The sequence below is a fragment of the Caballeronia sp. LZ001 genome, from assembly GCF_031450875.1.
Lineage (GTDB): Bacteria > Pseudomonadota > Gammaproteobacteria > Burkholderiales > Burkholderiaceae > Caballeronia.
Map to the genome: position 1 here is coordinate 460,494 of NZ_JARTVX010000001.1, position 25,345 is coordinate 485,838.

At 58.3% G+C, this 25,345-nt stretch carries 19 protein-coding genes and 1 pseudogene; 9 read left to right on the forward strand and 11 right to left on the reverse strand.

The features are described from left to right. Positions 1-376 precede the first annotated feature (376 nt). The 3 genes from tnpC (P9292_RS02085) to P9292_RS02095 are packed head-to-tail and all read right to left on the reverse strand — an operon-like array spanning position 377 to position 2,694. Complete coding sequence (gene tnpC, locus P9292_RS02085) at positions 377-1,909, reverse strand: IS66 family transposase (protein WP_309957890.1); 1,533 nt, start codon at positions 1,907-1,909, stop codon at positions 377-379. A gap of 57 nt (positions 1,910-1,966) precedes the next feature. Further along, the gene (gene tnpB / locus P9292_RS02090; protein WP_309851376.1) at positions 1,967-2,302 is read right to left on the reverse strand and encodes an IS66 family insertion sequence element accessory protein TnpB; all 336 of its coding nucleotides are present in this window, start codon (positions 2,300-2,302) and stop codon (positions 1,967-1,969) included. After that, complete coding sequence (locus P9292_RS02095) at positions 2,299-2,694, reverse strand: transposase (RefSeq protein ID WP_309957892.1); 396 nt, start codon at positions 2,692-2,694, stop codon at positions 2,299-2,301. The genes tnpB (P9292_RS02090) and P9292_RS02095 overlap by 4 nt, the downstream gene beginning before the upstream one ends. 1,731 nt (positions 2,695-4,425) lie before the next feature. On the opposite strand from P9292_RS02095, the gene P9292_RS02100 reads away from it, so the two are divergent. Continuing rightward, positions 4,426-4,554 carry a hypothetical protein gene (locus P9292_RS02100; RefSeq protein ID WP_309851362.1) on the forward strand — a complete coding sequence of 43 codons (129 nt, stop codon included), beginning with the start codon at positions 4,426-4,428 and terminating at the stop codon, positions 4,552-4,554. A gap of 116 nt (positions 4,555-4,670) precedes the next feature. On the opposite strand, the gene P9292_RS02105 is transcribed toward P9292_RS02100, so the two are convergent. Both P9292_RS02105 and P9292_RS02110 read right to left on the reverse strand, forming a co-directional pair. Beyond that, on the reverse strand, positions 4,671-5,039 hold the full coding sequence (locus P9292_RS02105; protein ID WP_309851366.1) for a hypothetical protein: 369 nt from the start codon (positions 5,037-5,039) through the stop codon (positions 4,671-4,673). 336 nt (positions 5,040-5,375) lie between these two features. After that, positions 5,376-7,799, reverse strand: coding sequence for a TonB-dependent siderophore receptor (locus P9292_RS02110; RefSeq protein ID WP_309957894.1), 2,424 nt, complete (start codon positions 7,797-7,799; stop codon positions 5,376-5,378). Positions 7,800-8,574: 775 nt separating this feature from the next. Between P9292_RS02110 and P9292_RS02115 the strand changes: the two genes are divergently transcribed. From P9292_RS02115 to P9292_RS02125, 3 genes are all read left to right on the forward strand, one after another. After that, a complete protein-coding gene (locus P9292_RS02115) occupies positions 8,575-10,554 on the forward strand; it encodes a site-specific integrase (RefSeq protein ID WP_309957896.1) in 1,980 nt (659 codons plus the stop codon). A gap of 199 nt (positions 10,555-10,753) precedes the next feature. Continuing rightward, positions 10,754-11,050, forward strand: coding sequence for a hypothetical protein (locus P9292_RS02120; protein WP_309854383.1), 297 nt, complete (start codon positions 10,754-10,756; stop codon positions 11,048-11,050). A 116-nt stretch (positions 11,051-11,166) separates the two neighbouring features. Further along, complete coding sequence (locus tag P9292_RS02125; RefSeq protein WP_309854385.1) at positions 11,167-11,361, forward strand: CsbD family protein; 195 nt, start codon at positions 11,167-11,169, stop codon at positions 11,359-11,361. A gap of 132 nt (positions 11,362-11,493) precedes the next feature. On the opposite strand, the pseudogene P9292_RS02130 reads toward P9292_RS02125, so the two are convergent. The 3 genes and pseudogenes from P9292_RS02130 to istA all read right to left on the reverse strand — a co-directional run. Beyond that, a pseudogene (locus P9292_RS02130) lies at positions 11,494-12,024 on the reverse strand (DNA ligase); the annotation flags it as partial. Positions 12,025-12,392: 368 nt separating this feature from the next. Then, positions 12,393-13,142 carry an IS21-like element IS408 family helper ATPase IstB gene (gene istB, locus P9292_RS02135; protein ID WP_309854625.1) on the reverse strand — a complete coding sequence of 250 codons (750 nt, stop codon included), beginning with the start codon at positions 13,140-13,142 and terminating at the stop codon, positions 12,393-12,395. Between the two features lie 16 nt (positions 13,143-13,158). Beyond that, a complete protein-coding gene (gene istA, locus P9292_RS02140; RefSeq protein WP_309936416.1) occupies positions 13,159-14,715 on the reverse strand; it encodes an IS21 family transposase in 1,557 nt (518 codons plus the stop codon). A gap of 235 nt (positions 14,716-14,950) precedes the next feature. On the opposite strand from istA, the gene P9292_RS02145 reads away from it, so the two are divergent. From P9292_RS02145 to P9292_RS02160, 4 genes are read left to right on the forward strand one after another with little or no spacing between them, the layout of a single operon-like run. Beyond that, positions 14,951-15,994 carry a tyrosine-type recombinase/integrase gene (locus P9292_RS02145; RefSeq protein WP_309854378.1) on the forward strand — a complete coding sequence of 348 codons (1,044 nt, stop codon included), beginning with the start codon at positions 14,951-14,953 and terminating at the stop codon, positions 15,992-15,994. Then, positions 15,991-17,496, forward strand: coding sequence for a tyrosine-type recombinase/integrase (locus tag P9292_RS02150; RefSeq protein ID WP_309854375.1), 1,506 nt, complete (start codon positions 15,991-15,993; stop codon positions 17,494-17,496). Before P9292_RS02145 ends, P9292_RS02150 begins: the two co-directional genes overlap by 4 nt. Next, positions 17,496-19,424, forward strand: coding sequence for a hypothetical protein (locus P9292_RS02155; protein WP_309854372.1), 1,929 nt, complete (start codon positions 17,496-17,498; stop codon positions 19,422-19,424). The genes P9292_RS02150 and P9292_RS02155 overlap by 1 nt, the downstream gene beginning before the upstream one ends. Continuing rightward, positions 19,421-19,915 carry a hypothetical protein gene (locus P9292_RS02160; protein WP_309854367.1) on the forward strand — a complete coding sequence of 165 codons (495 nt, stop codon included), beginning with the start codon at positions 19,421-19,423 and terminating at the stop codon, positions 19,913-19,915. Before P9292_RS02155 ends, P9292_RS02160 begins: the two co-directional genes overlap by 4 nt. 234 nt (positions 19,916-20,149) lie before the next feature. On the opposite strand, the gene tnpC (P9292_RS02165) is transcribed toward P9292_RS02160, so the two are convergent. The 3 genes from tnpC (P9292_RS02165) to tnpA are packed head-to-tail and all read right to left on the reverse strand — an operon-like array spanning position 20,150 to position 22,515. After that, positions 20,150-21,706 (reverse strand): IS66 family transposase, encoded by a 1,557-nt coding sequence (tnpC, locus tag P9292_RS02165; RefSeq protein WP_244832288.1) that lies wholly within the window; start codon positions 21,704-21,706, stop codon positions 20,150-20,152. 33 nt (positions 21,707-21,739) lie between these two features. Continuing rightward, entirely contained in the window at positions 21,740-22,090 is a 351-nt protein-coding gene (tnpB, locus tag P9292_RS02170; RefSeq protein WP_012428381.1) for an IS66 family insertion sequence element accessory protein TnpB, read from the reverse strand. Between the two features lie 59 nt (positions 22,091-22,149). Next, entirely contained in the window at positions 22,150-22,515 is a 366-nt protein-coding gene (tnpA, locus tag P9292_RS02175) for an IS66-like element accessory protein TnpA (protein ID WP_309957900.1), read from the reverse strand. A 93-nt stretch (positions 22,516-22,608) separates the two neighbouring features. On the opposite strand from tnpA, the gene P9292_RS02180 reads away from it, so the two are divergent. After that, positions 22,609-23,978, forward strand: a protein-coding gene (locus P9292_RS02180; protein ID WP_309957764.1) for an IS3 family transposase whose coding sequence is annotated in 2 segments (ribosomal slippage) — positions 22,609-23,086 and positions 23,086-23,978 — 1,371 coding nt in all. Because the reading frame shifts where the segments join, the coding sequence is not laid out codon by codon here. The last annotated feature ends 1,367 nt before the right edge of the window (positions 23,979-25,345 follow it).

Below are 25,345 nucleotides of genomic sequence, written 5' to 3' on the forward strand. Positions count from 1 at the left end.
GTACAACGTGGCGGCAATCCCAACAATTAGCGTCGCAACTCCGAAAATTATAGCTGCAGCTTGCAAAAACGAATCCATGATTGCCTCCAATGGCTTGCCAGATGCTTCCGACCATGCGGTGCATCACGTAAAGCAATTGCCTGTCCCGAGACCCTGGTTAGCTCTATGCTGTTACTTTGCAAACCCGAAGGAAGTTGCGGCATGGCGGGTTGTGTCGTTTGACAAGAAGGTTCGCCAGCGTTGTTCGTCGTTAGAAACGCTCGGTCTTGTCGCTCACGACCAGCGTTACGAACGGTCGCGCCGCTCGTTCGGAGCAACGTGCACATCGGGGGCCCGAACCGGCGTAAGCGCCCGGCAAAGTCACGGGTGCGCTTAATCAGGAGGCGGCTGGTACCCAATTATGCGGAAGCAATTCAGTGATCTTATCGGCCCTCTGCGTCGGCAGCCGCGTGAGAATATCCTTTAGGTATGCGTACGGGTCGTGCCCATTAAGCTGGGCGGAACGCACGAGACTCATGATAGCTGCAGCTCGTTGTCCAGCGCGTAAAGAACCCGCGAATAGCCAATTCGCCCTTCCGATTGCCCGGGGCCGAATCAGATTCTCGATTCGATTGTTATCAATGGGCACCTGAGGATCGTCAAGATAGCGCGTAAGCGCCTGCCAGCGCTTGAGATTGTAGTCCAGTGCTTTGGCGATCGGCGAACCCGCGACGACGAGTTTGCGCTGTGCGAGCATCCAGACGTGCAATGCTTGTGCAATCGGGCGGCCTCGCTCCTCGCGAATCGCTCGTCGTTGTTCAGGGTCCAAGTTAGCTGCTTCGCGCTCGACGTCGTAGAGCGCCACGAAGAATTTCAGTGCTTGTTCGGCGATCTGGCTTTTTTTGCTCTCGTACAGATCGAAGAATTTTCTCCGTGCGTGTGCCATACAGCCAATTTCCGTGATGCCCAGCTTGAATCCGGCTTTATAGCCGCTGTAATCGTCGACGACCAGCTTGCCACGCCAGTCGCCCAGGAAGGCGCGAGCATGTTCGCCAGATCTACCGTCTGCAAACTCGTACACGACCGCGCGCACGTCTGCGAATTGGGTCGACGTGTACGCCCATAGATAGGCGCAATGTGTCTTCCCTTTGCCGGGGCTCAACATCTGCACCGGCGTTTCATCTGCATGTACGACGGTGTGGCGCAGTAATTCCTCGCGAAGCGCCTCGACCAGGGGCTGCAAACGCACACCGCATATGCCCACCCAGCCGCCGAGCGTCGACTGTGGAATTGCAACACCCGCGCGGGCGAAGATGCGTTCCTGCCGGTACAGAGGAAGGTGGTCGCCGTATTTGGCGACTAACACCTGTGCAAGCAATCCATTAGTCGGAATTCCTTTGTCGATCACATGTGGCGGCACGGGCGCCTGGACCAATGTCTCGCACGCTTTACAGGCCCATTTCCCGCGGATATGGCGCTCAACAGTGAACACGCCCGGCGTGTAGTCGAGCTTCTCGCTGATATCCTCGCCAATACGCACCCGCTGGCAGCCACAGGAGCAACTCAACTCCGTCGGCTCGTGGTGGATATCGGTACGGGGTAACTGGGGCGGCAACGGCAAGCGTTTGGCACACTTGCGGGGCTTCTCCTGCGGCACATCCGAGCGCAGCTCATCGAGCTCAGCTTCCAACGCGGCCAAATCCTCATCGATTGCCTCGTCCAGCAGGCTCAATTGCTCGGTGGTGAGCTGCTCGCTACGCCTGCCGAATTGCAGACGTTTGATGACCGAGAGCTCATGCGTGAGTTGGTCAATGCGCGTTTGGCGGTAGTGCGATTCGCGCGTCTTCTCGTCGACCTGGGTCATCAATTGACGCGCAAGCGCGCGCAGTTGATCGGGGTTCAGAGCGTCGAGATCAGTGGGGGATTCCATGTCCTCAAGTTTGCCAGCACCTGCAAGCCGGGGGAATCGAAACTGTATACGTCTTTGCTATACCACCGCGATGACGTGATCGTGCGCCAACGTCTGCCAGGGCAGCCCGATCACAAGTGCGTGCAGTTGCTCGAGATTTAATGTCTCAGCGACATCGCCATGATCACTGGCCCAAACGAAATGACCCTTGTTCAAGCGTCGCGCAGCAAGCCAGACACCAAATCCGTCGTAGACCAGGACCTTCATGCGCGTCGAGCGCTGATTGGCAAATAAATATGCGTGGTGTGGCCGTGCGGACCCAAAAACCTTCACCACGCGTGCAAGGATGGTATCGGCGCCGGCTCGCATATCAAGAGGTTCGGTCGCAAGCCAAATGGCGTCGATGCGGATCATCGCAACACCTCCCGAACCCAAGCCGCACTCTCACTCAAGCAAAGCTGCGGCCACAGCACTGACACCGTTGTGCCGTTGCGCTGAATGTCGATACGCACGTTCACTTGCGCCGCATCGGGCGCTTGTGGTGTCGGCACAGTCATTGGCAGCGCGATGAAAGCCCGCTTGACGTCGATATCAAGCGAGTTGGGCTCAGGCGGCGTAGCGTCGCTGGGGTCGGCGGCCGCTTTAATCCAGCGTCGCAGCACATTGGGATTCAGGCCATGGGAGATCGCCACGGCTGAACATGAGACGCCGACCTGCCGACATTGGTTGATAAGCTCAGACTTGAACGAGGCGCTATAGGTCCGCCGTGTGCGGCCCGCCGATATGTCTTGGGAAATAGTGTGCACGTGTCCGCTTCCTGATCGTGGAAACGTATGCTCTTACGCCAAGCAATCGAAAACCAGATGTGATCGCCGCGTGCTTACGAACCGGCGTCGTAAACGCATGGCATGCGTCCAGCGTTCTCAGTGTTTCGGCGCCGTTATTTGCCGCCTGAACCGCTCCCGCCGATGTTCTTCGTCAAAGTGCGTCCGTGCGGGCTTAATAAGATCGCTGCGCGATACGATGCCGACTAGCCGCATTGAACCTTGGTCTGCGACCAGCGTGACACGAATGGACGGTGAGCGAATGGTAATGGACCCGAAGATGTTGCACTTACACGGTTCGAGCTAGGAATTGTATCTCATCGTGATACAAAAGTTTTTTCGCTATTAAAACGCCTGCGCTCCGTCATCGTGCCTGGGACGGGCTGTCCGGACGGATTACACTCGCGAGGCGTGTTCCGGTTATTGTGCGAGACTGCCGTGTCGGTTCGCTCCCCGACGCCGAAACAGCGGCGCAAGCGCTCCTCAAGCTACACTCCGCGCAACTGCGGCTCTGGGTCAGAGCCAGGAGGCCAGCAGTAGCATCTGAAAAGCGGCGGCAATCGCAACGGCAACCAGACGGCGACGCCGGTGTTTCCCTTGCATGAAGTAGCGAGCCTATAGTTCAGCTAGGAGCACAGCATAGTCCGCGCGCCTCACTTCCAGGCATCGCTAAGCATCCTCCACAGTCGTTCTTCCACTTCTAAGCTTCGGGGCCAGCGCGCTAAATGTGTCTCGAGAACATTAGCGGCGATGCGCACACTCGCACGGTACCCGAGCGAGCCCGGTTCGTATTTACTTGCTTCCACTAAGTGCGCTCGGAGATTCTCTTCAAGCGTTCGAAGACTAGGCGTAAAAGGCAAAGACAACACACGATCGTGCTCGGGGGTCTCGTTCTTGGTGCTCTGGCGCACCTCGTAGCTGAAGCCGCCTTTAATGCGCCGACGAAGTAAAATGCCACGCTCGCTCAAGGTAATCAGGTCTTCGATGAGATGGCGAGGCCGCAGCTTACCGCGGGATTTGGTTAGAGCGTCCTGTGTTGCGGCTACGTAGTCGGCCTCGAGTTGTGCGTCCGTTCCGAGAAACGAATCTCCATACCGCCCGCAAGTAAGGGAACGGATGAGCCATTCAAGGCGTTCCGCTTGAGCAAGTCTATTCATGGCGTGTGAATCTGGTTATCGACTGCCGACTGCTTGGTCTCGGCATGCACTGGCACGTTCTTCTTCGTCGGTGCCCTCGTCAACCGTTTGAGAAACTGCCTGCATTGGTGTGCGTGCGATTTCCGCGTGGGTAGCGCAAGCAGGTGATGGAAATAAGGCGAGCATGCGACGGGCCTGAGGCAGCCCGCTAACGGGGGTTCGCTCTTGTTCGCCAAAAAATATGTGCGCTTTGCGGTGCTTACTTCTGAAAAGGCAGGGGCTTCGCTATACGGATTCGACCTCCCGGGATGAAAAACCATTGCTATTGACGGTCCTAGCATGTCTGTGAGTTACTTCCCTGCCGACTGCTCGCCTAAAATAAACAAGGGAAAACAACCTTTTGATTCTATGTGATACGAGTTAGGAAAAGGCACCGCCGGCAACGGGTATCAGGAAGCATAATGGGCGCGAATCTTGAATATGGGTGATCAGATCTTACCCGGAGCGGGATGGCCATCATTGGCATTCTTGGGCGGCAGTGGCGCGCCGATCGCTCGACGCCCCACACGACGATGAGATGTTCATCTTCAGCGACATCGGCTACTTCGACACCGAAAACGAGGCGCGTGATCGGGGCATTGCCTGGGCGAAGGCATGGCTCGACGCAATTTTTAACTGTCCAGATATCGGATTGATTCGAGGCTAGCGCACCTCGGCCAGTTGTTCGTTTCCCGAACGCTACACGGAAACGCCACCGTACATCTGTCGCCGTCAGCGTCACAGAGGCCCAGCCGCATAAATGCGTTATCGAAGCGGCAAGAACTAGGCTAGGCCGTAGATCGCCTGCGCCCGCTTCAGGAGCGCCTCAAATTCATCTGAGGTACCGATATCAAACTCCAATTTATTAAAGGTCATCCGCAATGTGCGTCCGGTACGGCTTTGCCGCCAAGCCAGCGCGCCGCGCAAAAGGGTTGAGCCGATCGTTTGAGCGAGCGGCACAATGAATTCGCCGGTAAAACCGCGATCGTCTTGTACGCCGTGCATTGTGAATGACACGGCGCTCATCCGCGTACGGTCGGCACGCACTAGCTGATAGAACTCTCTGAGCTCGCGTTGGTAGTTTGGGCTGAATGTAGCCTCATCGTCCGCCGAGCGCACCAATGCTAGCCGCAGCGTAGCGATACGGTCCATCCTTTCCTCCTCCATCTGATAACGGACCATATCAGAAAGTAGTCGAGCAGCCAATTCAAGCCAACTTGGCGGAACTCAAGTAGTGGCTTTGGCGCGAGACTCGTTGCCCGGCGGTCGTGAAGCGCAAAGTGTGTGCGCTGTCCGGCGCGGACCGACATCGGGCTTAACTGATTCTTTTGGGCCATCAAGCTACATCCGATCAGGTAATAGGCGGGGTGATGAATGCAACAAGCGGCTTTTTGACGGACGGATCGCTCAGTGTGAAGCGCATACAGGGTCGACTATCGTGGCGTGAGCGGCGCGATGAATGGGCAGTGTCGCACCGCCCGCCCGTGATCAGAACCTATATGAAACGGTGACTTGCGCGGTCAAGGGAGGACTGGGCATGAGCGTGTAGTCGAAAGTCGCGGCCGAACCGCCGGTGTAGTACTTGCGGTTGAACAAGTTAAATATGTTTAGCTGCGTTTTCCAGTGGCCTTGCTGGTAGGACGCCATGGCGTCGGTGCGCACGTAACTGGCCAGCTTGAAGGTGTTCGGCAGGGCTGCCTCTCGCGAGCCCACGTAATAGACGCCAGCCCCAAACTGCAGTCCCGGTATGGACCGCAACTGATAGACCGTCCAAAGGCTTGCGCTGTGACGCGGAACATTACTGAGGAGATCGCCGACGGGGTAAGTCGTGTCACTCGTGACTTTGGCGAGCGCGTAGGCATACGTGACGATGGCTTTCCATTGCGGCGTAATGTTGCCGGCGATGTCGAGCTCCACCCCCTGACTTTTCTGCTTGCCTGTCAACACCTGGAGCAACGGGTCGGTTGGGTCGGTCGTGAGAATGTGATTTCGGTTCAAACTGAATAAGGCAAGGTTAGCGCTCAGCCGATCCTTGATGAGATCTTGCTTGACGCCTATCTCGAATTGCTCCGCGACTTCCGCATTGTAGGTGACGTTGCTGCCGCTATGTCCGACGTTAGGCGCGTGGCTGCGGCTCCAGTCCGCAAAAAACGAAGTATTCCCCATGGGTTGCCACACCAGCCCAACGCGCGGGGAGAACGTCGTCTGCTGACCTCGGACGGTCGCTTCGCCCACTTCGTCGGTGCGATTGAAAAATCGATCCGCGCGCATGCCGAGCTGGAGTTTGATTTGAGGCGTCAGTTCGACCAGATCTTGCACATAGGCGCCGTAATCCTTGCCCTGGCTCTGGTGACCCAGCAACGGATTGCTCGGCGTCAGCCCGGAAACATAGTCGGGGTTGAATAGGTCCAGCGTCATGTTAGACACCTGTGAGCCGCCGTTACCAAGTTTCAGATAGCCGTAGTCTAGGCCCGCGAGCAAGGAATGCTTGAAGCTTCCAGTGTAGAAATCGCCGACCAGCTCGGCCCGGGCAGTGTACTGTCGCGAGAATTCGTTCGCGCCGCTATAGACCGAATAGTCGAGCAAATTGCCCACGGCAGTCGTACTGTCGGGAAATGACTGCGTCGAGAGCTGGCGCGCATAGGCATATTGACCAGAGAGTCGCAACTTCCAATTCGCTGAGAGCGCCTGCTCGAATAGCACGGTTTCGGAAAAGGTGTCGTTCCTGCCGTAGTCGCCTTGAACTCCTGGGTACACTCCGTCATGAAGTCCGTAGTAGCGAGTGCGAGAAAGGTCTTGATAGTTGGGCACAGCTGGAACACCGAAGTCGAAGCCATCGCGGTTCAGATGGTTGTACTCGGTCAGCAGCGTCACCGACGTGCCCCGGTGATTGTCCCAAGTGATCGCCGGCGCCACCGACCATGAGCGATAGGCCGCGTTATCCCGGAAGGTCGAGTTGCTTTCACCCGAGGCGTTCAGCCGAAAGCTCAGTTCGTCCTTCAGCACGCGGTTCACATCCAGGGTCGAGCGCACCAGACCGTAGGTCCCCGCTGTCACATCGACTTCGCCAAAGTTGTCGCGCTCAGGCCGTTTAGAGACGGTGTTGATATAACCACCGACCGCGCCAATGCCGCCATATAACGCGCCCGCCGGACCTTTGAACACTTCGACGCGATCAATGTTCTGTACGTCGCGAAAAGCATAGTAGCCGTAGTTGCGAAAGCCGTCGCGCAAGCCATTGCTCTCGCTGAAGCCGCGAATGTTGAAGAAGGTCGCACCGTTGCCGCCGTAGTTCGCCTCGGCATGCACCCCGCTCACGTTGTCCGCTATCTGATCGATGCGAGTGACACCCCGGTCTTGCAAGACCTCCGACGGCACAACCTGAATGGATGCGGAATAGTCCTTGAGGGGCGTATTTGTTTGTGTTGTGCTGTCCGAATTTTGCGCCTCATAGCTCGAACCGTGCGTGCCGGTGACGACAACAGGCGGCAACGCCTGGCTCGCCGACTCTTGATCATTCGCAACACCGTTAGCACTGTCGTGCGTTTGCGGGTCGGCTGAAGGTGCCGCCGAGTCCGCGGCCCGCGCATTATGCGCAGGAATAAGCCCTGCGCATACCAGTGCAATCGCGACATGTGCCGGTACAGTCTTCATGCGCACCAGCGCGCCGTGCTTGGCTGTGATGTCATTGAGCGCTGCGTACGTCCGCGCGTTTCGAACGCCCGCGAGAGGCGGTCGTTGTGTGATATTCATAATGTCGATCCAGCAGAAAGAATGGTCGAACGTGCGCGGCACCGTCACGGCGTGCGCAGCGGGGAAAGCGTCTTTCAGCTGAAAAGAGGAGGTGCCCGCGACAGCGGCAGGGAATGAGGCGAACGGCGCAACGGCGTGCGCGCAGGAGCTGGACTCCAAGATCGCGCGACACGTGTCAGGCCGAAAAGCACAACGGCAAGTGCAACTCCCACGCACGCCAGAACAAGCGCGGCACTGAATGGGCAAATCCCATCGTCTGCCGCCATTGCGTCGTGCAAGTGAGAGTCCGACATGCCAGACATCTCCGGGACGTTGTCCATCGTGCCCATCATCTGACCCATGTCCATTTCGGGCGATGTTTCGGGCATCGCCGCGGTTGGGCTGGCGTGATGCGTGAACATTGGACCGTGCCCCGAACACATCACAAGCGTGAGATCGCCGGTAGCCACCGATATGGGGTCGAGCATAATCCCGCCCGGCAGGAGCGCGCGCACGAACACGAGGGCGAGCGCAGCCAGCAGGCGTAGCCGGCTTATCGCGCTGCCCCGAAACAACAAGCGCCGAAAGGGATACATAGCGCGCATTCTACCTTTCGTTGTGGAAAAGCATGCAATCACGGACCCAGCGAAGGCTGCGGACATGCCCATAGTTCGACTAGATGAGCAGTAGCACGTTGCATTGAAGAGTTCGACGTTCTGCTTCATATACTGGACTGCTAATTATCATTAGCAGTGAAGGTTTTAATGGGTAAAATGGGGGTAACCCCATTTACGCCTCGCCAAACGCCCATTGGCACAGGGCGGAGGCGGCTTTTTGGACCAATCAGAGGGCTGGGACGTTACTGCCAAGTGGAAAGTTGGACGGCGGGGGAAGTTGAGCGGCGACGCTCTATGGATGAGGTGAGCACCTGCGGGAGCACGCGCGCGACAAATCGATGGCCAATCAACCCCAACAATTGACGCTGCCCACGCCGCGCACCTACACCCGCACCGATTTCACGGCGCTGCGCGCGTTCGTGCAGCGCGTGCCCGCGGCTACCATCGCGCGGCTGTACTACGACGTCGAACGCTCACCCCATGCGGCGAGCGCTGAGACCACCGAGCGCTATCTGCGTCAAATGCGTGATGACCTGGTGAGTCTGGCGCTCAAACACGGCTCATCGGTGCTCGCCGATCACCTCAAAGCCTCGATCAAACAACACGGCAGCGCGCGGCTTACGGCCATGACGCTGCGCATGGTCGAGCAGGCGTCGACCCTGGCGGCGGCCACGCCGACGCTGGCTCACCCGGTCGAGCTGTGGTTCCGGCCGCTGATCGCGCGACGGCTGATCGGCGAGGGAATCACCACGCTGGGCGCCCTGATCGAGTATTGCAACGCGCGCGGCGGCAGCTGGTGGCGATCCGTGCCGCGCATCGGACCCTTGCGCGCGGCAACGCTGGTGGCATGGCTGCGTCGGCATGAGCGAAGCCTCGGCGCACGCGTCGCCGACGACGTCGATGCGAGGCCACTTGACGTCACCTTTCGCGCAGCGGGCGAGCCGCTCGCCATCGTGGTGGGCGGCGATCCGGCCGTGCCCCGTCTGGCGCCCTTCGAGCAGCTCGCCGTGCCGGCCGAGTTATCGGGCGGCCACGCACTGCATCGAGGCATCAACCGCGCGAGCAGCTTCGCTTTCATCCGCGCCGAGCACGACCTGGCCGCCGTGCACGCCTACCTGCACCGGTATCGCGATCGGCCGGTGACCTTGCGCGCCTATACGCGTGAGCTCGAGCGGCTCATTTTGTGGAGCGTGGTGGTTCGACAAAAGCCGCTGTCCTCACTGCTCGTCGAAGACTGCGAGGCTTATAAGGATTTTTTAAAGGCGCCGATCGCCACCTTTACCGGACCGAAGCGTCCGCGAACGAGCGGCCGTTGGCGGCCCTTTGCGCCCGAGGGGCTGTCTGAAGACAGCCAAGCGTATGCGGTGCGCGTGATTCGTGCGGCGTTCGCCTGGCTCGTTGAGGTGCGCTATCTCGCCGGCAATCCGTGGAGCGCCGTGCATGAACCGGCGACCGTGGTCCGCGAGTCCGCCGTTCAGGTTCACCGCGCGTTACCGGCCGATCTCTGGACGCGCGTACGACGGCTGCTCGATGAACGTTGCACGGCTCCGATTCTGCCGTCACCAACGGAGCCGGGGGAGGCACGGGCGCATTTGAGCAAGCAGGCGCGGGCGCGTGTGGAGCAAGAAGCGGCGCCTCAGTGGCGTGCGGCGCAGGCGGCCATTCTCTTGATGGGCGACTCGGGACTGCGTCGCGTGGAAGCGGCTCAGGCCCGGCGGGAAGATCTGCGGCCTTCTGACGTCAGAAGCGAAGTGTCGACGTCCGCGCGACAACAATCGGGCGAGGCGTCTGGCGCGCGTGCGCGAACCGTCTGGACCCTGACGATCGTCGGAAAACGGCGCAAGCAACGCACCGTGCCGGTGAGTAGCGCCACGCTTGATGCGCTGCGCGCGCATTGGGCTGACCGCGATCGTAATTTTGATAGTCAGGCCCACGGGCCGCTGATTGCGCCACTTTGGATTCCCGAAACTAACACTGCTCAGAATCGGCATGCCACTGACGACGACGTGGCCTACACGCCGGACGCCCTCGGGAGGCTTGTACGCATGGCCGTCCGACGACTGGTGGTTGAGCTGCGTGCGGATCCTGCGTCGCTGAGCGAGATGAGCACCGAGGACTTGGTGCAACTGGTCAACACATCGGCGCATGCGTTTCGCCATACATTCGGTACACGCGCCGTCGCGCGAGATATGCCGACGGACGTTGTTCAGTCGATCCTTGGGCATGCGTCACTCCAGACCACGTCCATCTACGTCAAAGCAGAGAAGCGGCGCATGCTTGAGGCGGCGGCACGGTACTACGCGGATGACGACGCCTAGCCTTTAAAAGCGCCGGGCCGGTGCTTGCACACTGGGCTTGATGCAGGGAAAAGCCGAAAAGCGGCAGACTTGGGGAGCACCCGGGGTCGCAGGTAGTTACTCAGATGTGAGGCCTCGCGTTATAAGAAATTCCGCGTATTCAAGTCCGATGTTATTCGAAGCGAGGCACAAAGCACTGTGCTCGCCTGGCAATCGACCGATGCTCGCGAAATCCGATCTGTTTAATAACTTTCACATGCAATATACCTACGAGACCCTTTGCGAGCGGACATGGGTGGCGGTAAATCGCTACATTGGTGAAGCAAACAATCTGACGAAATACCCGAACGTTGCTCGTGAGCAACTGGGTGCCGCCCGCGGCATAGTCATAGGTTTCTTCGCGCTCACGTTCGACGCACCGACCAGCCGGGCCGACCAAGCGGACATGCTTGACCACATTGCGCGTGCCCAAAATCAATTGCGAGAGCAGTTCCGCGAACGAACGCCGCGGATTTAACCAGTAGATATGAGGGGTAGCAAGATAAGCCAGCTCTTGATTGCGTCGAAAACGAGGAGGCACTCCCTTTGCGTGGACTAGATGCCCGCATGGTGCAGGCGACAAGGAGCGTGACCATGAACGAAGACCAGGTAAAAGGCGTGGGGGAGAAGGTCAAAGGCAAGATTAACGAGGGCGTCGGGAAGATGACGGATGATCCTGCGCAGGAAGCGAAGGGCGACGCACAACAAGCAGCAGGTGATGTTCGCAAAGACGCGGGTGAGGCCAAGGTAGATCTGAGGGACGCCGACGACGACGCGCAAAAGCCCTAATTGCCTATGTTTCTCGGGCGAACGAACGCCCGCGGTTAGTTCCGTGGGCGTTTTCTATGGCAACGATCGTCGATGGAAACGCGCGGGCAACGCTCCGCTAGCTTCGTTCTCAATTTCTGCGGATGCCGGTCGTCAATTTATTGGCGCCGTCGCACGGCCGTAGTTCGGATTTTTGACCTTGAGCCAGTCACGGGTGTAGTCGGCCGAATACGGCGCTTTGAGCCGTTTCGCCATAACCCCTTCGAGGTTGAATCGCGCTGCGCGCTCGAATGCCAGCTCGCCTTGCTCCTCGATGCCATCAACGTACACGATGACCATCGTGTCTGCAAAGCTCTCGCGCAGCATCGCTTTTCTATCAAAAAGCCGCATGCGTCGCATGTCGTGGTGGCCCCAAGCGAGCATGTCGAAAACGTAGATCCGGGCCGGATCCTCCGTAGCGGCCGCATGTAGGCTCATTGGATGGCGGCTTCGCGTCCGCCGTTGAAGGCGTTCTAAGGAGGTGCGACCGGTGCCGTCATCGACGGTCAGCTCCGCGTCCCAAGAGAAGCTACCAGGAATATCCTTAACCGCGGCAACGACTTCGGGGAAATGTTCGTTAAGGGACTTACCATTGCGCGAGATCAAATCAACTGAGCTGCCTACCTTCCGCACCAGCGCCCGATAGCCGTCGTATTTCTATGTGCACCTTCTGCACTGTTGCCATTCAAGCCGCCTCATCTGTTGCCGATACACATATTCTGCACCTCCCAAGCGTTGCACTTGATGATAGTACACACAGAGGCGTTACCCGACTTCGTCATCGTAGACCCCGAGCGTATGTTTCCCCGCTTCTGGGCGACAGCCTGGTCACTGACCATTCAGGGCCATGCCCTCGCCAAAAACACTCGCAAGATCAAGCTTCGACACATTGACGCCTTTTACTCGTTCTGTGACTGCGGATTTCGGCGATGGTGATCAGCCGTTTCGGTGAACGTGATCAGTCTGGAAGGTGGTGTTGCGCGGTCAATGGATTATAGCGACAGTGATCACGATCAGGCGTCAGCGGACTCGGATTTCGTTTTCTTTCTCATCGAATCGCCCTTGACCGGAACCTTGTGAGCCTGATGCACGAGCCGGTCGAGAATCGCATCGGCGAGCGTGGGGTCCTGCAGCCACGCATGCCAGTGCTCGAGTGGCAACTGGCTGGTGATCACAGCCGAACGTGTACCGACACGATCATCAAGAACTTCGAGCAGATCGTTGCGCGCGGCCTGGTCGAGATCCTGCAGGCCCCAATCGTCGAGGATCAGCACATCGATCTTCGCGAGTTGCGCGAGCCGACGTGTGAAGCTGCCGTCGCCGTGCGCGATCTTCAGTTCTTCGAACAGCCGCGCGACGCGCACATAGAACACCGAGAAGCCCTGACGGCACGCTTGCTGGCCGAACGCGCATGCGAGCCAAGTCTTGCCCGCGCCCGTGGGGCCGGTCAGGATCAGGTTCTGCGCATTGCGCACCCAGTCGCAGCCGGCGAGCGTGGCGACGATGCGCTGGTCCAGCCCGCGACTTTGCCGGTATTCAATGTCCTCGACGCAGGCCTGTGGGTTCTTGAGCTTCGCCGCGCGCAGCAAACGTTCGAGTCGCCGCGTATCACGCCAGGCGAGCTCCCGATCTACGAGCATGCCCACGCGCTCCTCGAACGACAGGCTGGTGCTGGCCGTGAGCGTCGACTGCTCCTCGAACGCGCGGGCCATGCCGTCCAGTTTGAGCGCCTTTAGTTGGGTAAGGGTGTGCTGTATCAACATCGTGAACTCCTTTGGGTCAGTGATAGTAGTCGGGACCGCGCACGTTCTCGTGCTCGGGCGAGCGCCATTCGGTGAGCGTGATCGGGAGCGAGGGCTGCAGGTCAAGCCCCGCTTCCAGGATCGACAGCACGGAGCGGCGCGTGGGCGAGCCGATCTTCAATGCGCGCTGGCAAGCGGCTTCGAGGCGGTGTTTGCCGTACTTGCGCGCGAGCGAGAGCAGACCGAGACAGGCGCGATAGCCCATCTCGGGATGGGGTTTGTTGGTCAGCAGATGCCGCACAACAGCCTCGGCGCCGGGGCCGACGGATGCGCCCCAGTTGAGCAAGCGGCCCGGAGTCCATTCCATGTGCGCGCGATGCGCGGCCGGCAGGTGTTCGGCGATGGTCGTGTGTTGGCCTTTGAGGCGCGAGCGTGCGTGCGCAGCGACGCGCTTGCCGCCATGCAGGATCTCGACGCCGTGGCGTGTGACGCGTGCCCAGACTTCCTGCCGTGCGAGGCTGTGCGGGACGCTGTAATAGTGGCCGCCGACATCGACGTGGTAATCGATGTTCACCCGGCACTTCTGGAAGGTGGCGATCTCGTAGCGGCGCACGGGCAACGGGCGCAGTATGGGCTGGTCCAGCCGTTCGAACCATTCACGACGGTTGCCTTCGAGCCGCTTGAACGGGCGCTGGTTCAGGTCGGCGATCAGTTCTGCAATGGCCTTGTTGAGTTCGGCCAGACTGTAGAAGCGATAGTGGCGCAGCCGGGCCAGCACCCAGCGCTCGACGATCTGCACGCCGACTTCGACCTTGGCCTTGTCCTGCGGTTTGCGCGGACGCGCCGGCAGCATCGCCGTGCCGTAGTGGTTCACGAAGTCCTGCGTGGTCGTGCCGAGTCCGGGCTCATAACGGTCGGGCCGCGCGATCAGCGCCTTCGGGTTGTCGGGCACGAGCAGCTCGGGCACGCCGCCGATGAACTCCAGCGCATCGCACAGGCTGCCGATCCAGTCCGCCATCGTCTCGGTGCGCGTCGCGCACGCGAACGTGTAGTTCGATGCGCCGAGCACGGCAACGAACACGTGCGCCTCGAACTCGACGCCGCCGGCGCGCGCGAGGATTGGCACGGTGGGGCCCGCGAAGTCGGCGAACAGCTTCTCGCCGGCGCGGTGCTGCTGGCGCATTGAGCGTTTGATCGACTTCGCCCAGTCCTTGTACTTCTGGCAGAACTGCGTGTAGCGGTAGGTCCGCTGGCCGGGGTTCGCTTCAGCATATTCTTCCCACAGCAGTTGCAGCGTCACGCCCTTGCGGCGCAGCTCGCGATGCAATGCCGTGTAGTCCGGCTCGATGCGTCGCGACGCCGTCGCTGTGACATCGGTTCCCTCAGGCCTCAGGCGCGCGTTCAGTTCATCGTCGGACAGCGCTTCGGCTGCGGCCCAGTCGAGTCCCGCTTGGCTGGCCTGGGCTGCGAACTTCGACACGGCCCCGACGCTGATGCCGATGGCCCGGCTGATCTGCCGATGCGTCAGGCCACACGCCCACTTCAGTCGCAGGACTTCCTTCAATTTGCGCATGTTCATCCGAGGTGTCGGCATCAGCGCTTCTCCCGCAAAAAAGGGAGCAGGCTAACGCCGCCGGTGAATACATGCGCAACGCCACCGCCAGACTTAAAACCGGATTACGTTCCGGTTACGTGATCACCCGTTTCGGTCCCGTGATCGCTCATTCCGGCATCGTGATCACGCGTTTCGGAAAGCTCTGATCAGCGATCACGATCAACCGGAACGGGTGATCACGATCATTCGGAATCCGTGATCACCATCCGCCGAAATGCGTGATCACGTTCGCCGGAATACGCACTGTGACGACCGATTTGGGCTCGACTCGTTTGATTCAGCTATCAGTCACCGCGACGCTGAACGCACCCGGCAACTGGTTGAAGCCTTCTACCTGGAAATCACATCGTCCCCGGACTACACAACAACAATCGTGCAGCGCTGGGACTGCGTGCGCTATTTCGTCCAGCGCCTCGCACGGCAGCGCGCACCATCTAGTCGGGCGTGGAGTTCCCTGTCCTCAGCCCTATGGGCGATGGGAAAAATTCGACAACCTCGCCGCGGTCGAATCAAGTTCATCCGGGCGATTCCCGCCAGCACGCTGGTTGATCTGCTCAACGCTGCCAGGCCATCTTCCGAACTTAATCCGTTTCGGGGGGCGCCGGTTCAAGAAAGAAACTGGCTGATTGTCAACCTCTTACTGCTCGCGGGGTTGCGCCGGGGCGAGTTGATGCTGCTTGAAACCAGCTCACTCAGAGCAGATGTCGACATTGAGACACGCGAAACTGCTTACTGGCTGGATGTGACAACGACAGCTGAATACGACCCGCGCTCCAGCGCGCCTGGCATGAAGACCGATCATTCACATCGTCAGGTACCAGTATCGGAAGACCTCGCTATTCTTATAGAACGGTACGTATCGACATATCGATACGCTGCGGCCGAACATGGATTCCTCTTTACTGCGGTCAGTGGCGCCCCACTCTCCGCTGAGTCCATCAACAAAATTTTTGAGCGTCTATCAAAGGCTATCCCTTTGGAAGCATTGACGCAGTTCATTGAGCGCACGGGTGGCAAGGAAAGGATATCTCCGCACGACCTGAGACACACCTGTGCCACGGCCCGATACGCCGTGTTCATGGCACACGAGCCGGATCGGGAGTTGACGTTCCAACGAATGCGCGCCTTTTTCGGTTGGTCTGACAGATCGACGATGCCCGGACATTATGCGCGCGCTGCAATTCAGGAAGATTTACTCCGTACATGGAATCAGCTTTTCGACGCCAGGGTCCGCTTGCTTCGCGGACTTCCTTCATGAAACCATCATCAGCTCAGGCGGTCGACCGCACCACGACTCTCGCCGATACGGACGAAGGTCGTTCGATTCTCGACTGGACGTGGCCTATTGCACCGGTAGCGCTGTCAATCTATGACAAGTACACCGATACCAGCTACGCGATACGCGCAGACGACGAAACGTGGACGTTTAGTTACAAGGGCCATCCAGAAACAATCGTCTTTGCGACCGGAGAAATCGGTTCACTTCAAAGAAGGTTTGCTCTGTTGACCAGCGGGCGGGCAAGTCCAAACACACTACATCAGACCGGACGCATGCTTGTGCAGGCGTGGAATACCGTCTCCGCACTTCTCCTTACGCATCCGGAGAAACTAAGAAGCGCATGGGATGTCCATGTGACCACGAGGGCTCTGGCCGAACTGAACAAAAAGGTTCTTAAGCTCGCGTGCAAGGCCAATGTCGGTCACTGGAGCAGCAGGACGTTGCCGTTGGTCAGCAGCATGGCTACACGTGCGAACGCGAGCGTTGCCAGGCGGACGGGCCTCATCGAGGGGCGCCAGATGATCGTTAGCGCCGGACTCCAGGCGGACATAGTCAACGTGCTGGACGCGGCTGTCACAAATACAAATCTTTCCTCCATGCATCTCGAAGGCGCGGCCGCGCTGGCGCTCATCTACCAGCACGGCGTGCGCCCGGTGCAGGTCCTATGCCTGAATCTTGAACATGTCCGGTTCTTCATGGACGCCTCGAACGAGTTGGCGTGCGTTGTCTCGTTCCATGCTGCGAAGCAGAGGGACGGTAGAGAATTAGAGATACTTCGCCAGGTCAAACCTGAGTGGGTTCCCATCGTCGAGCGACTTCATGCATCTGCCGTGCGTTCGGGTCGATCCCGGCTCTTCGAGTCCTCGAATTCCTCGACACTCTGGTTTCGCGCAAAGGCTCTTTGCAAGTTGTCGAACGTGGTTCTGGGTTGCACGGCACCGCAACTGCGACATACAGGCGCGCAGGCATTGGCCGATGCCGGACACTCGCGCAAGAGCATTCAACAATTTCTGGGACACGTACGCACGCACTCCGCCCGCGTCTATGTTCGCGCCAGTTTGCAGCAGTCGGCGCTCATCAACTCGGCGCTCGGCGCTTCCAGGCTTTACAAGACTATCCACCGCATCGCCCGTAAGGAATATGTGACGCTAGAAGAGATGCTTACAGCAGACGAAGACCAGCAGATCGGCGGCATTGTCGGTGAGACTCTCGTCGCCGGCATCGGATTGTGTCGGGCGGGACAAAGTCAGTGCAGCTACAACCCTGTGACATCATGCTATGGATGTAGCAAATTCATGCCGTCGCTCGATACGGTCCCGCACAGGGAGGCAATCGAAGGCATGCGTCAGCAAGTCCGGGTGTATCTGGCAAATGGGGTTCAGCACGAGAATCCCGCCTATCGTCAACTCAGCCGCGCACTGTCCGGTGCCCAGCACGCGCTAGATGCCATCGAACGGCTTCCGACGGGGAAAGAAAAGTGATGGTGACCGCACTTTCAACCCGAACCCCTCTTCGCCCCGAACCGTTTCGGCTATTCGTCGATAACATGCGGCAGGCCGTCGAAGCGAAAGGGCTGTCATGGCACATTCCGCTGGATGATAACGGCACTCCTCTTGACAGCCGCGACTGGGACCTGCGAAAGCTGAACAATAGCCACGACCGGCATTCCCCGGGAACAGTCGGGTTCGGAATTGATGACCAGGTGCGTGAGATGGCAATCAACGCGCAATGGCCGAAAGCGCGCCTGCCGTCGGGTTCTGTGCTTCCCGAAGTCGCTCAGGACTTCATCAAGGCGACAATTGCCAGCCTCTGCCTGAGAGGCCGCACCGCGGACAGTACCCAGATCATTGCGAAGGCGGCCAGGCGCCTGTTGTCCTGCACTGTCGTGCCACCGTTTGAACTTTCGCGCGAGCATTTCGAGGCGGTGCTCTCACTGAAACCGTGGAGCGCGAAGGCGAAGCGCGACTTTTCCGTCGTCGCCAGAATCATCGACGAAAACTTGCTATCGGTGAATTGCCCGGTTCAACCGGAATTGGTGACGCCCACGGACATTGAACTGTTGCCAGATCTCCATGCGCGCGCGAGCGCACACAAGTTGCCGGACAAGGATGCGCTGTTCGAACTAACACGTATAGTCTTCCAGGAGACACCCACGTCGTTCAACGATGGCGTGTTTTTCGCGATCCTTAAGCTCGTCATCCTTACGGGCCTCCGCATCACGGAGGTACTAACCCTGCCGGATGACTGCCTCGTCTGGGATGAACACATCGACGTCGTGACCGGAAGAAACGTCGCCGATGTCGGTGGTGTCGGTCGATCGCTGCGCCTGCGCTATTACGCGGAAAAGCAGCGGAACGGGGCTCCCGATCTGCTCGTCGAGAAGTATTACTACGTGCCGTCGAAGTTTGAAGCCATGGTCGAAGCCACCGTCAGCGAAACGTTGATTGTGACGGCGCCGCTTCGCGCGCTTCTGAAATCGCAGTCGTCAAGACTCGAAATCTATCCGTGCTCGGATATCCGAACATTCCGGACCTCCACCGGCCGGACGGTCGGCACGTGGCACAGACTGTTCCTGACGCTGGGTGGCGTTTTCCAATTTCCGCTGCAAAAGTCGCTCGCATCCGACACCGCGATCAGCACGCCCCTCTCACCTCGCGTTTACATGTCGCTTGGGCGGGCCACAGGCAACGGCTCATTGTCGTTCTTCAGAAAGTACGGCCGGTCTCCGCAGACGAAGGAATTTTCCGTTCAACCACACGCCTTGCGTCATCTCATGAATACGGAACTCTTTCGTCAGGATGTGCCTGATACAGCGATCACCCACCAGTTCGGTCGCGTCACTGTCGCGCAAAGTTATGAGTATGACCATCGCAGCCTTGCAGAGAAGCTGAAGTTTGTTCAGCTCCCTGCCGTTTGCAACTCATTTGCTCCACCAGGAAGTACGCAGGCGATGGTGGCCAAAATGGTGGTGAGCGGCGTCGCCGCTTCCAGTCATCTTGGACAGTCGTTTAAGCGAATCCAAGGAGAACATGGGGATGAGGCTGCGTTTGCGTATCTGGCCGCGAACTCAGACGGCTTTCACGTGACGCCCTATGGATTCTGCACCAACAGCTTTTCCATGAATCCGTGCGCGAGACATCTCAAGTGCTTCGACGGATGCCGGCATTTCGCCGCGAGTGGCTTACCCGAGCATCGCGTCACCTTGGAAACCTTGCGCGGGCGCCTTGTGGAAATGCGCGCCGCTGCCGAGGCAAAGTCGGCGCGCACCATAGGCCGAAAGAACCAGATTACGCACGCTGAACGGCTGATCCGGGGCGTGCAAGCAGCGCTCGATTCCGAGCCGGACTGGGCTGTCTTTCCGGAGGGCGACGATTACGCCGATCGCAACCAGAAGGATTTATTCGCATGAGACGACTTCAGGACCCGAACCACGCCGGGTTGAAAAAGGTACTTGAGCAACTGCTGTCCGGTAACGTCGATGTCACCGTCCGGGAGGTTGCGCGACGGCATCCCGAGCTGAAAAATGCGTCGGCCTTTACACGTAACGAAGAGCGCATAGCGCTCATCACGGCCGCGCGTCAACAGCAGCAGCACGCCCGGTCCATCGCAGCTGGGTTCGTATCGCCATCAGGACCACCCGCCGCGGTAAAGCATGTCGGCGTACATCAAACGCCGGAGACTCAGGCGCTTCAGCTAAAACTCAGGCGTATGGTGGCGGCGCATGCCGCGTTGATCCGTGCCGTCCAGCTCGCGGGCGGCATCGGTGCGCTGGAGCGCTTCTGGAAGGAATACAAGGAAATTTCTGACACGGTGATAGAACTCGACGCCGTTCCGGCGAACGCGGTGGTCCTTGAGTTTTCGCAACCACAGCCCCCAGAGTCCCGCGAGAATCACGTCTGAAATACGCCTACTCGATACGGGGGGCATGCGCGTTTCTTCGAGAAAACATCCCGGTGTCACTAGTCGCTGATATCTGCTTGAGCGGGGTGTGGTGGCAACAAACGCACGCGACTGGAATAAGCATCAAGCTTACCGAACAATCGGGCAGCGTGAGGCTGCGTGCAGGCCCGCGGCGTTGCGACGTCGTAAGCGCGCATTAGACGGCGTCCCTTGCGCATTGCCATGCGACATACGTCAGGCTATGGTTGGATTCAGTCGCCAGGGCAGCAAAGCCTCGTAGTCGTCGGCGGTGTTCGCGTGCGGCAGACTTTTGAACAACGCGATGAGGTATTGATACGGCTCAATGCTGTTGGCTTTGCAGGTTTGCACGAGCGAATACAGGTTGGCGGCGGCGTTTGCGCCGGCGACGCTGTCACTAAAGAGCCAGTTCCGGCGTCCAACCGTAAACGGTCTGATCGCGTTCTCACACGGATTGTTCGAGATGGGCCACGCTCCGTTGCCGACGTAGCGAACCAGCTTGGGCCATTGGCCTCGCAGATATTGAAGCGCTTTGCCGAAGCCGCTTTGCGGCAACACCGTGTTCAGATGACGCGATAGCAGCGCCTCGATCTGATCAAGAACTGGCTGACTTCTGGCCTGTCTGAGTTGCTGGCGCTGCTCCGGCGTCATGTGTTCGGATCGTGCCTCAACGGCAAACAGCTGGCCGATCAGGCGAATGAATTCGCTTACCGGATGATTGCCGCCGCGCTGTACCTTAGGGAGGTTCTCTTCCGCCTCAATCAGGTAACGTCGCGCGTGCGCCCAACATCCAAGGTGCACCAGCTGGTTTGTTCGGGCGATTTCGTTGTACGGCTCGTAGCCGTCGCTCATCAATACCGCTCCGGGTTTGATGCCTGCATAGAGCACGGCGGCCTGCGCCGCGCTGCGCGTGGGACTGTAGTTGAACATTCGCACTGGTGGTCCGGTACCGTTCATCTGCGCCCACATGTAGCTCTTGCGTTGTGCAGCACGGCCCGGCTCTTTTAGTACCTGCACCGTCGTTTCATCGCCGTAAACGATGTCGGCCTCGAGCAGGTGGTCGCGCATCAGGTTAATCAGCGGCTGCACCGCCATGCCGACGCGCACTACGCTTGCTGCCAGCGTGCCGCGTGAGAGATCGCCACCGAAACGGTGCAGCAACGCGGCGATCCGGTACAGCGGCAGCGCGTCAGCAAACTTACTCACAACCACCCATGCAAGCGCTGATTCAGTGAGTAAGCCCTTTGGGATGATGCGCGAAGGTGCCGGCGTCACCTTGATGCTAAGGTCGCAGCAAGGGCATGCGTATTTGATTCGCTGGTGCTGAATGACGCGAACCTGCTGCGGCACGATATCGAGTTGCTCGCTGATCTCAGCGCCGATCTCGACCAGTGCGTGGCCGTCGTGTGCGCAGACGCGTTCTGATTCGGGCAACTCATGGCGCACGACCTCGCGAGGCAGCATCGGGTCTAACGGTTTGCGCCCACGCTTCTTGCGTTCATGCGCGCCGACTTCGACGCTTTGTTCAGTTTCGGCCTGTTGCGCCGGCTCGCATCCCGTTGCGAGCGCTTCTGCTTCGTTCAGGAAGAGGTCGCGTTGCTCAGCACCGCGCACTTCGCTCCTGGAAGCAAACAACTGCCGCTGATAGGCCTTAAGTCTCTCGCGCAACAAATCGCGTTCGACTGTCACCACACGCAACTCGCCTTTCATGGCAGCGAGTTCTGCGCGCAGCGCCTGCAGTTCGTCGGTAGAAGAAGAGGATGATGGCGGCATCGCTGAATTAGACCAGCGATGCCGGTTCTCGTTTCAGGTCACGCGCTGATAATAACGCCTCGGATGCGCGCGCATCGCTTCGATGTCGATGCCCTCCAGTAGCCAGTGAAGTTGCTCTGTTCGCAGCATGAGCACCGCTTCCTTGCGCGGCCATACGAAGCGGTCCTGCTCGAGGCGTTTCATGAGAAGCCAGAAGCCGTTACGGTCCCACAGCAGCATCTTGATGCGGTCGCGCCGCTGATTGCTGAACACATAAACCGCACGCGCGAATGGATCGAGCTTCATTGACTGCTCGACGATGGCTGCGAGACCGTTGATGCTCTTGCGGAAGTCAACGGCGTCACGATGCACATAGACTTTCAGTTCATCGTCCAGGCGGAACATCGCACCGTCCAAGCGTCTCGATCATGGCCGATAGCAACGGCGCATCATTGTCGGTGCATTCAAACCGGAGTGTGACGCCGTTGGGCATCTGCACCATCAACCGCGCCGAAGGGGGCGACGACGTCCTTGCTGCGGGGGGTGTGGCGGTGTGCCTTCGTGGATGCGGGCGCAACCACCGCTTCGTGACTTTCGACTTCGACTACTGGAACGAAAGCTGTGCCAGTCGGCGTCGGCTTTAGGGACGTGCCAGCCAGTCGCTGCTGATGCAGCTTGATCCACTTGCGCAGCAAGTTGGCGTTGACGCCATGCTTGAGTGCGAGTCCGGCGACCGAAGCGCTCGGCTCAAGACACGCTTCCACCAACTTCTGTTTCGTTTGCCGGTCATATCTGCGCTTGCCGTCCCGACCAACGTTGACGACCTTCAACCCGGTCGTTCCTGAGTGCTCTTCTGTCATGAAAGGTGTCCACTGATTCGATGAACTGACCCCCGAAGGTTGCACCTATCTTTGGGGAATGTCTTGGGAAAATATACAGAACAAGCGAAGCTCGCTGCCGTTAAGGATTATTGCGCTGGCCATCACGGGCTCAAGGTCGTCGCGCGACGTCATGGCATCAACGTAGAATCGCTGCGTAGATGGGCAGCGCTTTACCGCGTACATGGCGCTGAAGGTGTGCAGGAGAAGCGTAGAGCTACCTATAGCTTAGAATTCAAGCTATCGGTTTTGCAACGTATGCGAGATGACGAATTGTCCTACCGCCAAGTTGCAGCCCTCTTTGATATCCGAAATTTCAACATCATTGGCAACTGGGAACACGCATACGACGAAGGCGGCATGGCCGGCTTGTCGCCGTACGCTTCCGTGCGCCGCCCAAGAATGAAAAAGCCGTCAACTAAAAAGCCTCAGCCGAAGTCATATGATGGCAGCTCCCCTAGCCGCAAAGAGTTGCTGGCAGAACTGGATCATCTTCGAATGGAGAACGCATACCTAAAAAAACTCGACGCCTTAGTTCAAGCGAAGAAGCAAGAAGCGCAGCAGTAAAAGCGCGAATCGTGCTTGAACTAAGGCAACAATATCCACTCGCTGGCTTGCTCAAGGTGGCGGGCCTGGCACGGAGTACCTTCTACTATCAGAAGAAGGCGCTCGGGATTGCCGACAAGTATGCAAGCCTGAAGGTCCGGATTCGCTCGATCTTTGACGAGCATAAGGGGCGGTATGGCTATCGCCGCATCACTGCCGTGATACGGCAAGAAGGCACCAAGATCAACCACAAGACAATTCAGCGCCTGATGGGTGAACTTCGGCTGAAGTCGTACGTCCGGTTGAAAAAGTACCGTGCATTCAGAGGCGAGGTGGGCCTTGCGGCACCGAACATTCTTGAACGGCGATTCGATGCGAAGCGTCCGAACGACAAATGGGTAACTGACGTCACCGAGTTCAATGTCGGTGGCGAGAAGCTGTATCTCTCGCCCGTTCTCGACCTGTACAACGCCGAGGTTATCGCTTTCGAGATAGCCCGACGACCTCTGTTCGACATGGTTGGGACCATGCTCAAGAGAGCGTTCGCGCGCCTCGGACCGAACGACAGACCCATACTCCACTCGGATCAAGGCTGGCAATACCGAATGCCGGTCTATCGGAAGGCTTTGGACAAGCATTCTGTCAAACAAAGCATGTCGCGCCGGGGCAATTGCCTCGACAACGCGGCGATGGAAAGCTTCTTTGGCACACTAAAGTCAGAATTCTTCCACCTAAACAAGTTTCGAGACGTTGATGAACTCCACGCCGGACTGAAAAACTACATTCACTACTACAATCACAAACGTATCAAGATGAAGCTAGGAGGCGTGAGCCCGGTCGCATACCGGTCTCTGCTCGCAACAGCATAGCTGTCACACCGTCCAACTTTCGGGGGTCACTTCATCGAAACAGTGGACATAGCCTGCACGCTCAGATCAAAGAGTTCCAGACGTCCATTTCTGCGCGCTTACGCGACGTCGAAGGTTGCGCTTGAGGAGTGGTATACGTCATACTATTGCTTCACTCCAATCTGAATTGCCGCATCTTACCTTTGTACGGCTGCTATTCAATCAAGAGAAGCCATTGAAGCCCATAAAAAATGTTGCGGCCATTGCCTGTCCCGCAATCATCAATTCTTTTGCGCGCGGTCAGACAAGCGCGCCAGACGCCCAGCGAGTAAACAGCAGGTGCGCTCTTCATCCTCGCGCAGAGGTCCTTGTAAAGAATGCTCTGCAGAAGTACCTTCGTCCTGTCCTGTCTACGACGCGAGTTTGCTTCTCGACTTTCCAAAAACGTCAAACGCTTGGAAGCGCTTGGCGTATCCACCGTCAGCGCCCGAAGGACTATATCTCGAAGGGCAAGTTAGCTAGGTCAAAAGTTTGATGGCAGGCTCGCCTGGCAATCACGGATAAACGAGGCATTATCGGCCCTGCTTGCTTATGTTCGGGTACCTCACGGCGAGGCCGAAAGCATGCTGGCCCATCTCGGCTGTTGCGGATTGAACGTCGATCGCTGCTACAGCTGATTCGACAAAGAAGCCGGAAGGCGTTAAGTAGCACAGAGCGAAGACGACTGAAAATGTTGCGGCTCGATAAAGCCGTCTCAAGCATGTAAATTGGGGCCCAGGCATGTACAGTTGTTGGCTAGCTTCGGGGCCGCTGCAGCGCGAATATAAGGCGTCAACGTGTAATTCAAGCTAGATGCTGGGTGCCATTGTCCGTCCGAGGTTTTATTTCCGTATCGATTGTGCTTACGTCGTTGCGATAACTGCCGCAAATGTAACGGAATCGTTCCTTGCATATCAGCAATCGCCTGAGTTCGCAAAGTATGACAATACTAAATCGATCGCTTTAAACGTCTGCGATATCAACTGAACAGCTGTAGATTGAATTGTGCGAGCAGATATACATTGACGCCAGCGCCATTCACTATGTGCGAAAGTGACTTAGGCAAAATCATATGTACGCCCAGATTATTTGCGGATATTCCGATTCAAACAATTGGCCAAAACTCTTTCGTCTCGCTGACGACTGGCATTCTAGGCACGGGTCACGAACTTGCGGTCTTCTCGAAGTTCAGTTTACCACTGGCGCGGGCGCCAGCGAAGCTTTTGAAATTCGCTTATTGTTTTCCGATCTTAACTCGTTGAGCGAGTTCACTAGTAGCTCGGTAGCGATGGAGTACTTAACCCAGTCAAAGGCGTTTGCGCTAGGAGACCTCTATTTTTCTGTCCATG